The 14,886-nt window shown below is 40.9% G+C and carries 9 protein-coding genes; 3 read left to right on the top strand and 6 right to left on the bottom strand.

Annotated features, from left to right (window positions below):
• Positions 1 to 3 precede the first annotated feature (3 nt).
• Positions 4 to 2,631 (top strand): methionine synthase, encoded by a 2,628-nt coding sequence (gene metH, locus CSH92_RS01225; protein ID WP_100655779.1) that lies wholly within the window; start codon positions 4 to 6, stop codon positions 2,629 to 2,631.
• Between the two features lie 9 nt (positions 2,632 to 2,640).
• Complete coding sequence (locus tag CSH92_RS01220) at positions 2,641 to 3,228, top strand: DUF938 domain-containing protein (RefSeq protein WP_100655778.1); 588 nt, start codon at positions 2,641 to 2,643, stop codon at positions 3,226 to 3,228.
• A gap of 149 nt (positions 3,229 to 3,377) precedes the next feature.
• On the opposite strand, the gene CSH92_RS01215 is transcribed toward CSH92_RS01220, so the two are convergent.
• The 4 genes from CSH92_RS01215 to CSH92_RS01200 form a co-directional block, all read right to left on the bottom strand.
• A complete protein-coding gene (locus CSH92_RS01215) occupies positions 3,378 to 4,640 on the bottom strand; it encodes an HlyD family secretion protein (RefSeq protein ID WP_124916896.1) in 1,263 nt (420 codons plus the stop codon).
• A 4-nt stretch (positions 4,641 to 4,644) separates the two neighbouring features.
• Positions 4,645 to 6,831: a peptidase domain-containing ABC transporter gene (locus CSH92_RS01210; RefSeq protein WP_100655776.1), complete on the bottom strand. Its 2,187-nt coding sequence runs from the start codon at positions 6,829 to 6,831 to the stop codon at positions 4,645 to 4,647.
• Positions 6,832 to 6,875: 44 nt separating this feature from the next.
• Positions 6,876 to 7,079, bottom strand: coding sequence for a mersacidin/lichenicidin family type 2 lantibiotic (locus CSH92_RS01205; RefSeq protein WP_100655775.1), 204 nt, complete (start codon positions 7,077 to 7,079; stop codon positions 6,876 to 6,878).
• Positions 7,080 to 7,154: 75 nt separating this feature from the next.
• Positions 7,155 to 10,109 (bottom strand): type 2 lanthipeptide synthetase LanM family protein, encoded by a 2,955-nt coding sequence (locus CSH92_RS01200; RefSeq protein ID WP_100655774.1) that lies wholly within the window; start codon positions 10,107 to 10,109, stop codon positions 7,155 to 7,157.
• A gap of 156 nt (positions 10,110 to 10,265) precedes the next feature.
• Here CSH92_RS01200 and CSH92_RS01195 point away from each other — a divergent pair, with 156 nt between their 5' ends.
• Positions 10,266 to 10,649, top strand: a complete 384-nt coding sequence (locus CSH92_RS01195; protein ID WP_240612700.1) for a DUF938 domain-containing protein — start codon at positions 10,266 to 10,268, stop codon at positions 10,647 to 10,649.
• A gap of 282 nt (positions 10,650 to 10,931) precedes the next feature.
• On the opposite strand, the gene CSH92_RS01190 is transcribed toward CSH92_RS01195, so the two are convergent.
• Complete coding sequence (locus CSH92_RS01190; RefSeq protein ID WP_100655772.1) at positions 10,932 to 12,434, bottom strand: GSCFA domain-containing protein; 1,503 nt, start codon at positions 12,432 to 12,434, stop codon at positions 10,932 to 10,934.
• 288 nt (positions 12,435 to 12,722) lie between these two features.
• Positions 12,723 to 14,849, bottom strand: coding sequence for a response regulator (locus tag CSH92_RS01185; RefSeq protein WP_124916895.1), 2,127 nt, complete (start codon positions 14,847 to 14,849; stop codon positions 12,723 to 12,725).
• Between the last annotated feature and the right edge of the window lie 37 nt (positions 14,850 to 14,886).

Genomic DNA, 14,886 nt, shown 5'->3' with positions numbered 1-14,886 from the left:
ATTGTGACTCAAGAGATAGCTACATTTATCAATGTTGGTGAGCGCACCAATGTCACGGGTTCCGCTGTATTTAAGCGCTTAATCCTCAGTGGTGACTTTGAGGCGGCATTGGATGTTGCGCGTCAGCAGGTAGAGAATGGCGCACAAATTATAGATATCAATATGGATGAAGCGATGCTCGACTCCAAAGCTGCGATGGTGCAGTTTTTGAATCTGATCGCTGCGGAACCGGATATCTCGCGTGTGCCGATCATGCTTGATTCCTCCAAGTGGGAAGTTATTGAAGCGGGCTTAAAGTGTGTACAAGGCAAAGCGATTGTTAACTCGATCAGTTTGAAAGAGGGCGAAGAGCCCTTTATTGCGCAGGCGCGTTTGATAAAAAAATACGGTGCAGCTACCGTTGTCATGGCATTTGATGAAAAGGGACAGGCAGATACCGAAGATCGCAAAGTCGAGATTTGTACCCGCAGTTATCAGATTTTGACTGAAGTGGTGAATTTTCCACCTGAAGATATAATTTTTGACCCGAATATCTTTGCCGTTGCCACAGGGATCGAAGAGCATGACAGTTATGCGGTAGATTTCATTGAGGCAACACGCCGTATCCGGCAAACCCTCCCGCATGTACATGTGTCGGGTGGATTATCCAACATTTCGTTTTCATTCCGCGGCAATAACCCCGTGCGTGAAGCCATGCATTCAGTGTTTCTTTATCATGCGATCCGCGCCGGTATGGATATGGGGATTGTGAATGCGGGCCAATTGGAAGTTTATGATGAGATCCCGCTGGAACTTCGTGATGCGGTAGAGGACGTAATTCTCAACCGGCGCAGCGATGCAACAGAGCGGCTGCTTGACTTAGCCCCCAAATATCAAGGTGATGGTAAAGCTGCTGCTGTGGAAGATTTGTCCTGGCGTGAATGGCCGGTAGCTAAGCGCTTGGAGCATTCCCTAGTAAAAGGGATTAACGACTACATTCTGGAAGATACCGAAGAGGCACGGCTAGCTGCTGAACGGCCATTACATGTAATTGAAGGCCCGTTGATGGACGGTATGAATGTGGTAGGGGACTTATTTGGTGAAGGTAAGATGTTCCTGCCGCAGGTGGTTAAGTCGGCGCGGGTAATGAAAAAGGCAGTGGCGCATTTACAGCCATTTATCGAGGCAGAGAAAGCCGGCGGCAGTAGCAGCAATGGCAAAGTACTCATGGCCACGGTTAAAGGGGATGTACACGATATTGGTAAGAACATCGTGGGCGTAGTGTTGCAGTGCAATAACTTTGAGGTCATCGACCTTGGCGTAATGGTGCCATGTGCCAAGATCCTGGAAGAAGCCAAAGCGCAAAATGTGGATATGATAGGCTTATCGGGTTTAATTACTCCGTCTCTGGATGAGATGGTATATGTAGCCAGTGAAATGGAGCGTTTAGGCTTTGATATTCCTTTACTGATTGGCGGTGCTACCACTTCCAAAGCGCATACTGCTGTGAAAATCGAACAGAATTACTCTGGCCCTGTGGTATACGTGCCAAATGCAAGTCGTGCGGTAGGCGTTTGTCAAAAGTTGATTTCCGCGACTACGCGTGATGATTATGTGGCTCAGCTGGATGTCGAATATGCCAAGGTGCGGGAACAACACGCCAATAAGCGCCCGCGCACGAAGCCGGTGACCCTTACTGAAGCTAGAGCGAACAAATTTTCAACGGATTGGGCGAACTTTACCCCGGTTAAACCTAAACACTTGGGTGTGACCGCGGTCTCTGCAACGATTGAAACATTGCGTAATTACATTGATTGGACGCCATTTTTTATGACCTGGTCCTTGGCAGGCAAATACCCGCGCATTTTGCAAGACGAGGTTGTAGGTAATGAAGCGCAGCAGCTGTTTGCTGATGCAAATCAAATGTTAGATAAGCTCGCAGCAGAAAACCTCATAAGCCCTAAAGGCGTGATCGGTCTGTTTCCGGCCAATGCTGTTGAAGACGACATTGTGGTTTACACTGATGAGTCGCGAGAAAACAAGCGCTTGGTTTGCCATCATTTAAGGCAGCAAACTCACAAAGGCGGCAAGCCCAATTATTGTTTGAGCGATTTTGTTGCGCCAGCAGACAGTGGCTATACCGACTATATCGGTGCATTTGCGGTTACCGCAGGTGTTGAAGAAGACGAGCTGGCCAATGCCTTCACACAAGAAGGTGATGACTACAATGCGATCATGGTTAAGGCAGTGAGTGACCGTCTTGCAGAGGCGTTTGCCGAGTATTTACATCAGCAGGTGCGCACGCTCTATTGGGGTTATGTGCCAAACGAGACTCTCGACAATGACGCGTTGATCGCAGAAAAGTATCAGGGGATAAGACCTGCGCCCGGGTACGCTGCCTGCCCAGAACATACCGAAAAGCAACCCATATGGGATTTGCTCGATGTAGAACAGCACACTGGTATGAAGCTGACAGAAAGTTATGCTATGTGGCCAGGTGCGTCTGTGTCGGGCTGGTACTTCGCGCACCCTGATTCGCGTTATTTTGCGGTTGCTAAGATCCAGCAGGATCAATTAGCAGACTATGCTGCGCGCAAGGACTGGTCGTTAGAGCAGGCCAGTAAGTGGCTAATGCCTAATCTCAACGACTAGCAGGCCGCAATGCAACAGGAGCTTCCTTTTAGTCAGGCCTGTGAGAATAACAAAGCGGTTATCCTCGAAAAGCTTAACAGCCACTTTGCACAAGCGCGTAGAGTATTAGAAATTGGCTCAGGAACAGGGCAGCACGCTCTGTTCTTTTCCCAGAATCTACCCAACGTTGTGTGGCAACCCACAGAACAGCCCGAATACCTAGACCGTTTGTCCTTGCGCTTGAACGCTTTTCCTCAAGCCAATGTGCGCGCACCATTAGCATTTTCAATTGGGCTGAACGAGTGGCCAGCTGAAGCTTGCGATGCGGTTTTTACGGCTAATACCGCACACATTATGCAGCATGATGAAGTTAAACTGATGATGTCGCTGATTGCTGAGCACTTGCCGCTGGGCGGCGTGTTTTGCCAGTACGGTCCATTTACTCAGCAAGGCCAGTTTACCAGTGCAAGTAACCAAGCGTTTCATCAGGAACTGCTAGCGCAAGGATACGGCGGCTATCGTGATGTTGAAGAACTTATCGAATGGGCTGAGCCACTCACACTTACCAATATGTATGACATGCCAGCGAATAACCATTTATTGGTTTGGCAGAAGTAACCGTTGCAATTGAGAAATAGTCATAAGTATTTTCGGAAAGTCAATCTGCCATAAGTATCCATTTACCATTAAATTAATTTCCCAAATGCTCAATTTTCTCTGCAAAGAATCATAGTTTTTTAAGTATTTACAGTTGAAATATCGCTATTTCACTCAAATTTGTATCTTAAATTACGGAAAATCTTGTTAAGAACACTGGTTTTTTTAGTAACGACAAAAGCGTTCCCTTTGAGCTCTGGGGCAGTTGGGATTTTTTTCCCGTGTGAGGTAGTCAGTTGACTCGGAAGTTCTATTGAAACAAAGTGTCCCATGTCACTTGACACATGCGAGATATTTTTCAATCGCCCTTTTAAAACACCAAATTGTGTGGCTGGATAAGTGTGTAATTCAATATTCACTAACTGACCTGGCTCTAATCTCCCCAAACTATCGTGAGAGATAATGCCTGTAGCGATAAATTTATTATTAGGAAAAGAAATAATCATAATTGTATCATTAACCTTTACACTCTGGTTGCTCCCCCAGAATTTTGTAAACGATACTATGCCTTTATTCGTTGCTTTTACGATGTGGTCATTTTCCCATTTGCTTATAGCGGATTCTAACGAAGCAATTTTGCTTAGCGCCAACTCTAGATTCTTTTTAATCTCTCTTTTTAGTTGATTTAATTTAATGTCATAGTCTCTCTTAAATTCAATAGTAATTATTCTATTGTTATTACGTTGAACAGTTATGTCTTCTAATGTCAGCTGGTTTTGAAGTAGCGACTTTCTCATAGCTGTTAGTTGAAATTCTGAAACAAACCCCCTGCTGAGAAGTGAGCTAGCCGATTTTAATTGCTCTCTTTCTTCAGCCATATGCATTACGAGTAGTTCACTTTTTTTCTTGAGTTGTTTTTCGAAATTTTGGTACTCAGAAAGTAACTTTTTATATGATTCATCTCCGAGTAGTTCTTGGAGCGCTATTTTTCTCTGCTTTACATTGATTAACTCTTCTATAAGTTGGTTAAATTCAGATTGTAAAGAGCCTAAATGCTCTATCCTAGAATAGTCCTGGCAATCGTCCTCATTGTAGATTGCAGACTTAATTTGCTTTAGAAATGCAGATAATTCTACTACACTGGAATATTTTGTTTCGCTATGTAGGCGCGCCAATGCTTGCCCCTTAGACACTTCTTGACCATTTTCAACGTAAAGTTCTGCAATAAAACTATCTAGACGCGAGTTTAAAAGAATAGGGGGGGCAGTTGAGGAAATTGTTATTTCTAGAGATGTTTCTTCTGAATACTCAACAAAGGATGAAATAATCAAGATCACGAGCAAAGTAATCGCGATTTGTGAGATACCACTCATAATTACCCAACTTGGTGGGCGAGAAGCTAAAACGTCTAGAGAGGTTTTGCGCAAATCCATAAGTCTAGGAGCCCAACTCTAGTTGGTTTTTCACCAGATTGAAATAGGCTGCTTCTGCTTTGATTAAGCTTTGGTGAGTACCCTGTTCAACAATCTCTCCATTATGTAAAACGATTATGTTGTCAGCATTCATAACAGTACTGAGTCGATGGGCAACTATTAGAACAGTTCTGCCGTCAAAGAAATTCTCAAGATTTTTCTGGATTATCCGTTCATTATTTGCATCTAGTGCAGAAGTGGCTTCATCAAAAAATAAAACCTCTGGGTTTTTGTATATTGCTCTGGCTATTAATATTCGCTGGGTTTGCCCCCCGCTGAGACTTCTACCTTCCTCTCCAACTTTAGTATCGTACCCTTGATTTAAAAGCTTAATTTCATCATGAATGTTAGCCATTTGAGCTGCTCTCACAACTCTTTGCATATTGATATTCTCATCGCCGAAAGCAATATTTTCAGCTACGCTATTGCTGAAAATATAACCATCTTGAAACACGACACCGCACTTTGATCTCCAGTATTCGGGGCAAACATCATTTAAGTCAATACCTCCGACGCTTAAATTACCTGACGTGGGGTCCGCAAACTTCAACAATAATTTGAGTAGTGTTGTCTTTCCACTTCCGCTAGTTCCTACTATAGCTGTAGTTTTTTTATACGGTATCGAAAAATTTAGATTTTTAAGAGTTAACTTTTTATCGGATTTTTGATAAGCAAAGCTGACATTGTTGGCTTTGATAATTGTGTGTTCATCAAAATTGAATTTTACATGACTTCGGGCTTCGTTTTCGTCGCTGAGATCATGAATTTCATTTAAGCGTTCCATACTAAGCTTTGCGTCTTGAAACTTATGAATAAAGCCGATGAGTTGCTCCATAGGTGCTGACATTTGTCCTAGGATGTAAGTAGTGGCGATCATCATTCCTAGTGTAAGTTCACCTGAGACGACCTGTAAGGCAGCTACGAAAGAAATGAGAATACTTTTGCCATCGTTAAAAATTTTGGTGCCAATTTGCTGATATTGCTCGATGGTAAGGGCTCGAACTTTATTAGAAAAAATTCTAGATTGAATTCTTGACCAATTTTCATGTTGTTGTTGTTGAGCTTGGTTCATCTTTATTTCTGACATACCGTAGACAATTTGTACGACGGCATGCTGATGAGAACTCAATTGCGTGAAATAATCATAATCTAATAATCTTCGTTTCTTTAGAAACGGAAGAGGCCAAAGAACGGCAACAACGCTACCAACAATAAATATTGTGAAAATGCTTGTACTGTAAAAAAACAGTATTAGGCTGAATACTAAAACATTAAGTAAAGAAAAAATGAAAGTAATTGAGTGAGAGGTTATCAATTCCTCTATTTTGTGGTGGTCAGCTATTCGTTGCAAAATATCTCCCATATTTCTTGAATTGAAAAATGTCATAGGAAGACGCATGATTTTTTGTAGAAAGTCAGATACCACCGCGACGTTGACACGAACACCTATATGTACTAACAACCAACCTCTAATGAATTCTGTAGCGGTACGACCTAAAAATAATGCTAATTGAGCAATAAAAATCAGTAAGATAAAGTTTTTATCGCTGTTAGTTATTCCGTAGTCAACGACAGATTTTGTTAAGAATGGGGCTATAAAGCTCAAGAGTGATATCACTAAAGCCCCTAATGCAAGTTGTACAAGATAACGCTTAAATTGGAACAAATATTTAAATATGAATCTCACACCGTCTTTTTTGTTGCTTTTTTCTTCAATATGATCTTTGGAAAAACTGATGGTAGGCGAGAAAACGCATGCAACTCCGAGTCCCTCTGAGTTGAGCCACTTGCTCTCTAAATCACCTGTGGAAAGAGCATATTTTCCTAGTTTCGGGTCTGCGATATAAAATTTATCTTTTCTAATTTTATATAAAATAACGTAATGGTTATTGTTTAAATATAATAAGCAAGGAAGCTCAGCTCTAGCTGAGAGAGATTCTGTATCGAGTTTAAAGGCCGAACTTCTTAAGCCTATTGCTTTCGCTCCGTCAATTAGTGCGAGTAAATTTGTTCCTTGATTAGCTTTTTGACAGAGAAATACCGCTCTCTTTCGCGATAAACTTTTTCCATGGAACAGGCTTATCATTCTTAAGCACGTTGGACCACAGTCTTGCTGATCGATTTGCTTTATTAGTGGAAAAGTCTTGAACATATTAAAATTGAAAAAAAGAGTCGGCTAGACGCCGACTCGACACGTTAGAGAGCGTGACAGCAATCTGTAAACGAAATACCTGCATTTTCTGGAACAGTAGTTCCACCGAAACCTCCTTGAACAGCTCGAAGTTCATCATCACTGATCTCAATTGCACCAGCAGGATGTTGGATCTCATTCTGAACAGACTTTGCTGCATCATTACCTGTAAATGCTTCTTTATTTAAATTTTTATCACTTTTAATCATAGTAATTCTCCTGGAATTATAAGGTGTTGGCTTAAATAGGTTGTATAAGTACTGCCAACAATCATACCTATACAATTAGAATATTGAAGTTGGTGACTGTATTGATAAGACACAAGGAACTAGTTCTGGTGTATCCAATCGCATAAGTGCCATACCTATGCCTGCTAGTCCGGTCATCAATCCAGGCGTGTCCTCGTCAAAAGGAATTCCGCTTTTCCAACCATCACAACTGCCTATGGCTATTGTATTCGTTAGTGATTTTTGCAATTCGTAGTTGAACTCATTAACTCCACTTTCTTTCGCTTGAAATAAAGCAAGTAAGTTCCCTAATATTCCATGGCATAAGCAATCTCTTCCGAAAAGGCTTGATTTTGCAGTTATTTTAGCGGCCCTTTGTATATCTTTGTCGAGAATTTTGTGTATGTCTTCGGGGAAGACTATTGCTTGTTTCATTGCTGCTCTCGCAAGCAGTATTCCGGGAGCTCCATGGCACCATGAAAGCATAGTTGGCTCACTGTCTTCAGTCTTAGAATTATGGTCAATACGAGTTAGCCAGCCCAGCTTGTTTTCGTTGAATAAAGAGTTCTCGAAGCTTAAGCCTTGTAAAATAGTATCTAATAATGATTGGTTGTTTGTTATGGAAAAAGCCTTAGCTAATGATAGCAGGATTCCAGCATTTCCATGGGACATCCCGGCCATTGCAGATCTCTTATTGGTTGGCCAAGAAACCCCAAATTTGTTTTTCTTTGCATTTTTAACTAGATGTCCTTGAGCTTTTTCTATTAATTGTCGCAGTTGAGGACTAGGCACTATTTCATACAATTGCGTAATGGACATGATAAATCCTGCGCAGCCATCTATTAGGTCCAGCTTTTCGTCTTGCGATATAAAATCTGAGAGATCAATTGCAACTGAATTTGCTTCCTCAATTAAACTGAAATCACTAAAAAGTGTTCCCATATGCAATAATGTATATATGTATCCTGAAGCTCCTGAAAATAAACCTATTTTTTTATCACTACTTTTGCTTAGTTGATATCTAGCGTAACTCAGAGCTTTCAAAGCCAGTAGCTTGGCATCGTTAGATTGATACTTATGCGCATAATAGGCTAAGAACAGCGCTATCCCTGATGTTCCGTTGTATAGGTCGTAGCTTAAAGGTCTAAACATCCAATGGGATTGTTGGTTCTCTATTCCTAGCCACATGACATGGGTGTCATTTTCCATTCCCATATCTTTAATGCGTTTGTAAAGCTGGTGAACAGAGGAGTTTGCATCTGATGCCAGTGTTGGATTTATTGTTGAGCTGCGATACTGCGTTTCATCGAAACTATTCAGACTGCTAGTGGTCGTTTTCAAGCTGCTCTTGAGAATCCAAGATTGAACGTCAAGGTCTTGTTTAGATAAATTGCGTATAATCTCTAATGAGCGCTCTAATCCGGATCGATGCAAAAATTCATCTGTTGCTCCTCCATCTAGTTCTTTTAATGTCTTACTGTTTGGAGTCGTCGTAAATGCCGGTATGTCACCTTTGTCGAGCATAGTGCTTTCAATGCTAATAACATGAGAAAGTGCTGGAAAATCTGCAGCTCCAATTCTTAGTTTTTCAAGGAAAACAGCTCGTGCTTCCTTAGATACGAGCAAAGAGGGATGGGATAGTAAAGCAGAGAGTCTGGCGTACTGGCGCGTCGGTCTCAATATTATGCGAGTTTCAGTCTCCGCAAATTGATATATAGGTCCATTTGAGCTAATGAGTTCATCTTTATGGTCGGATAAGATGCGATACGTATTTTGGAATCCGGATAAAATCGAATCTACGTGTTGATGAGCTGATTGAGCAACTGAATTATAAATAGGATCAATAGATTGGCAGTTAACTTCACGGTACTCATTTTCAATGCGCATATGGATTGTAGCTTTATTTTTTATCACTGCGACTTTTGAAGATGTCCGCTGGCCTTTTCGCGCTCCTAATGCAGAAAAATCAAAGCCTAACTCTCCTGTCGGACTGATATGCCGGACTGGAAGTATGTGAGAATTTAATATTGAGTAGTCGAAAGCTTTAGCACTAGGTACATCAAACTTACATTCGAAATCAATTGAAATATGAGGATGGAAAAGGCATTCAAGGTCTACAGCAACGGGAAAAGCTCCATGAGCAACCAAATTTTCAAAATGGAAATCAGTCGCTGAGAGCGAGTACATTAAGGCAATCAAAGAGCCTACTCTAAAGTAGTACTTTTCAACTTCTTGTTCTGTTACACAACTCTTTGCTTCAACATATTGGCACCAGCCATAAAGACCACGTTCCAGAATAGAAAACGAATGGTGATTGAGGTTGCTATCTTTTTTTTCCAGCCACCTCAGTAATTGTTGATAGGACTTCTCTACACCGCAACTACGTGGTTTATATATTAGTTTTTTTCCATCAGAAAAATTAAGTTCGTGAACACGTTTTCCACCTCTGTGTTTGTCGCTGAGATTTCCCTTAATTGATACAAGTTTTCCTGTTGTTTTGAATTCTTTTCTTATTTCATTAAAGTCTACCGTGAACCTTTGAGCCAACTCTAAGCTGTTGGTTACCCAGTTGTTTAAAACCCTTCTTAAGTCGGACAACAGTAAAGGGTATTTCGCATAAATTAAACTTCTAAAGTTATCTGTGTCACAGACATTAAGAAAGTATTCGTATTTTTCGTCATCAGTATTTCCTGCTAGCTTTTTCGATTCTCTTTGATTATTTAATTCAAGAACAAAAGTTGGCGTAGTTATAGGTACGATTTCTGAAATGAGATTGTTTGCAAAAGATTCTAAGAATACGTCTGTTTGAAGACTTCTTGATTGAGTTAAACCTTTCTCTAAATCATATATTGCTGATAAGACTAGAGGTTTACATAGCAGCAAACCGCAAGAAGAATTTTTTTTGAATAAGTGACTGTATTTTTTTGATTTATCGTCATCAACTTCTGGCAGTACAGGAAGAAAGGTTGAATGTTCCGTTGTTTTTTTTTCGAACAAACCTTGCGACACCATTATATCTTCATCCTTAAAAAATAGTCCTTTTTTTTACCTCTTTTATTAGAGGCTGGAGTAATAAACCATAGTTTTTTTATTAACGCAAGTGTTACAACTGTGATTTGATAGAACTGATAGTCAACTAACCAGATAGAGTTTTTTAGTCTTTTATCATTGCACTTAGCCGATTTTCACCAAGCCAATGTGCGAGCGCCGTTAGCATTTTCAATTGGGCTAAACGAGTGGCCAGCTGAAGCCTGCGATGCGGTTTTTACGGCTAATTCCGCACACATTATGCAGCATGATGAAGTTAAACTGATGATGTCGCTGATTGCTGAGCACTTGCCGCTGGGCGGCGTGTTTTGCCAGTACGGTCCATTTACTCAGCAAGGCCAGTTTACCAGTGCGAGTAATCAAGCATTTCATCACAAACTGCTAGCGCAAGGATACGGCGGCTATCGTGATGTTGAAGAACTTATCGAATGGGCTGAGCCACTCACACTGATCGAAATGCATGACATGCCAGCGAATAACCATTTATTAGTTTGGCAGAAGTAATTGTTATTTGTTTATAGCGCTTCATCCGAGTGAAAATAAGGGTCTGCTGCATACGTAAACTAGACCCTATGAAATGCGTTTTCTATATTATTGACCAGTAGAGTTTCAACTTAAACAAGTCAAATGATTCAACGCTAACAGTTAAAAACTTTAGTGGATAAAAAACTAGCTTAACGTTTTTATAATGGAAACTAATGGTTTAGCATCAAGAGCCCTTCTTATGTTGAGTAGTACATTAAGCAAACTGTCTATATTAGGTATCTGTTGCTATGCAAGTTTTTTTTAACATATTATGCGATCGCGGCTTATCCCTTGTTCAGACAAATCAGCGATGATTGATTCTCTGCTTTCTTGAGCGCTAATCAAAAGTTTAGCATTTGGAAAGTGAGCCAGAGCCTCAGGGGGCTGAACTTCAAACCCAAAAAACTTATCAATTACTGCGGCGTTACGATCACAAATCATCACGATATTTCTATTTAGTAAATCTGTTTTCTCGAGCAAGTTTTTGGCACTTATGCCAGCGCCATAAAGAATGATATCAATATCATTGGTTTGCTGTTCCAGTGCCCGTTGTACTTCAGCGATTAAGTCAGTTCCGCAGGCAAAAAGACGGTCAAGGTATAGGCGACGAGATGGTTCAATCTCGATGCCCGAATTTACAAGTTGAGTGTATGCTTGTCTTAACGGTTGCACAAAGCCTTGCGGGACGGGAAGGAAATTGTGACGCTCTAGATTTTCTGCTGCCCTCACCAAGATAGTAACGCGCTCTTGAACCGATAATTGCTTAAATCCCTGAACGTCTTTAGCAAAGCTTTTTTGAACTTCGATGAAAGTTTTTAGTTCCTCGCTCATATATTTATTCACAAAACGATTGACTACATATGCCGAGGTGGTTTGTGCCACGTGCCCGTAATCGGAATCTCGAACACCAAAAGCTTCTTTACTACGTAGTTCATCGAGTACCATTTCATAAGAAGGAAAATATCTGATATCACGATTTATTGAGGTTCCCTGAATTCCATCTTGAAGGGCCACACGCACTTTAGACTTATCATAACAATTTGCTACCAATCCATCCTTTGGAAACGCACCAAGTTCATTACTCCACTCGGTTTCTTGATCTTTGAAGTCGCCAATTGGCCCCCATGCATATCTTTGGGGACTCACTGTAAAACAAATCATAGCTGACTCATTAGTAAGAATTTCGAGAGCTTTTAGAATATATTGCACATCATTTGTGACTTCACTTGTAGTGGGCTCAATAAAGTCAAACTCTGAGCGATCAATCCCTTGGAAATTTGTTACTACATTTCCTCTCCGTTTTAATTTCAAATACTGACTCGTACCCAATGTGACAATAACCAGATCCGCGTTTTTCAACTTTTCTTTAAACGTTTTATCAATCTGAAAACATTGCTGAGAGAACATATCAATGTTTGTATTTATGCCGTACAGGCCGTTATGCAATGTTGAAGTTATGACGTCTTTTTTCTGGTTCTTGTATGTCGAATTCTCGTAGACTGCCTTGGAGTCAGCATGAGTGCTTGGTAACTCGATTAAATGCTGCATATAAGAAGCAAAGCTTTTGACACTAAAACGCGTTGCACTTCGTCCGTCGAACTGTATCTTAAATCCTAAGTCATTTAGATTTTTCGAAATCGCATAAGCGAAACAACTGCCTGTCGCTACCACTTTTTTGTTAAAACTATCTAGCACTGGAGATGATTCGATATTGATAGAGAGTGCTCTTTGACGGTGTTTTTCTGCGAATACTAGATCTTTCATAGAGTTATGCTGACGGGTAAAAGTAAATCAATGATTTCTATATCGACATTGTTCGCTTTTTTATTACCCTAGATTGAGATGCGGAAATTTACTCCGCCTTAGCAACTCCCTGAGCGAATCTATGAGAGAGCAAAAGCTGTCAAACCAATTCGGGCTTGACGACATGCGCACAAACGGTGCGATATAGTCACCTTGGTTTCTAAACGAATCAAACCATTTCCATTCATGCTGACTTGAAGCCCGAAAAATAAAACTCGCAATACAGAGAGCTTTACGGCGGCAAATTATTTAAGGGTTCAAGTATTGCTCAATAGTATCCAGTAGCAGCGCCTTGTCGATGGGCTTGGTCACAACGTCATTCATGCCTGCTTCGATGCATACGACTCTATCGGATGGCTGTGCGTTTGCGGTTAGTCCAATAATTGGTGCTTTTAGATTCAGTTTTTCTCGAATAATAGTAGTCGCCGCAACACCGTCTAATACCGGCATTTGCATGTCCATCAACACTAAATCAGGTTTTTTACTTAAACTATTGAGTACATCTATTGCTTCCTGTCCGTTCACGGCAACTAGAGTTTTGTAGTTTTCGGTAGTTAGCATTGTCTTAACTATTTCAGCATTGATAGGGTTATCTTCAACCACTAAGATGAATTTTCCGCTTAGGTTTTCGCTGCGCCGGTTGAGAACTTTATCTTTGGCGTTCAAGAGCAACTGCCGAACCTGTTGTTTGTCCAGCGGTTTTTTAGTCAGTCGTTGTATATCATCTGCCAGATCTTCGGGAATATCTACTTGATCGTAAGCCGCGGTTATCATTATGGTTTGCGATGGATATGTATTACAAAATTGTCGTAACTTGCGTAAAACATCGAAACCATCCAAATCGGGCATGAACAGATCAATGATCAGAACATCCACACACGGTGAATCATTAAGAAACTTAACACCAGATTCATATCGCTGTACTTCATAGCCTAATGCTGACGCTTGCGCATCTATGAATTCGCGGGTGGCTTCGAGATCGTCCACGATAGCACAAGTTAATTTACGGCCGATGCTGATCTGATGTTCTTGAATTGCTGGCGGTTCAGCAATTTTGACAGGGATACACACTATGAATGTGCTTCCTTTGCCAACTTCACTGTCTACGCGTATGTTGCCATTAAACATTTCGACCAGCTTGCTTACAATACTTAGTCCTAATCCGGTCCCGCCAAATTTTCGAGATGTCGAACTATCAGCTTGGGTGAACGCCTGAAATATTTTCTGTTGTTGTTCTGATGTCATACCAATACCGGTATCTTTTATGCGCATTTCGATATGATGAGCGTTATTTATTACCGGGGTGGTAACAGTCAAGCGCACTTCGCCTTCATGAGTAAACTTAACAGCATTAGTTACAATATTGGTTAGAATTTGAGAAAGTTTGCTTGGATCTGAATGAACATAATGTGGCAAATCATTGGGGCACTCGTAGACAAAGTAAATGCCCTTTTGACGACACAAAATGTCTGCATTTGTGCAAATATTGTCCATTAACTCAAGAAGAGAAAAGTCGGTAGGGCTTAGCGTCATCTTGCCCGACTCAATTTTTTCAAAATCCAAAATATCATTGATCAGGTCAAGTAATTGTTGACCTGAGCGTTTGGCTTTAGTGATGAAAGATTGCGCCTTATCTGGATTGGACTCAGCTAGGTCCAGCATGCCAAACATACCCGTCATTGGCGTACGCAGTTCATGCGACATATTAGCTAAAAACTGCGACTTGACTTGTTTTGCTTCAATGGCCTTTTGCTCTGCCTGTTTCGCCTCGGCTATCGCTAACTTTAATTTGTCGATTTGCTGTAAAATTTGTGCTCGCATGGGTTCAAAGATAAACAAGACTTCGAGGACGAGGATCAGCAGTGAGACCAACCAAATAATAGTTTCTAATTGAAATAATTTATCAGTTCGCTCATTTGCCGCTGCTTCAAATGCCTCAACAACGGCGTTTAAATCATAAAGTAAAGTGTCGACATCGTTCTGACCCAATACTTGTTGCATCTGTGGCGTTGGTTGTTCTACAAAAGCTTCTGCATTATCGATGTATTGGATAACTCTTTGCTGCAGCTCTGGGTATCCAAAATAAAGCTCTGAGACACGCGAAGGTAGTACTTCTAATTCTAGTAAATACTGATTGTTCTCTTTGAACTGATTGACTGCTCTGGATAGTGTTTCCAGGTGCTTTTCATTTTCCAGTTGTTGATAGCTTAGTAGCGCAATGCGCTGACTCAGCATTCGTTGCTGACCAGCCACATTGATGATCGATGCATCATTGCGCTGATGGCCAATCAGGTAGCTTAGCCAACCCCAGGTAAAGGTGACCATACAGGCTAGAATTGAGACTGCTAAAAAATATTTAACGCGGATATTCTGCACTTTGAAATATGACCTGAACTAAGCGAAATCAAACTTA

The sequence above is a fragment of the Neoalteromonas flava genome, assembly GCF_002807685.1.
Taxonomy (GTDB): domain Bacteria; phylum Pseudomonadota; class Gammaproteobacteria; order Enterobacterales; family Alteromonadaceae; genus Alteromonas_E; species Alteromonas_E flava.
Note: the sequence above shows the minus strand (reverse complement) of the source record. Positions and strands in the feature narration are given on the sequence as shown.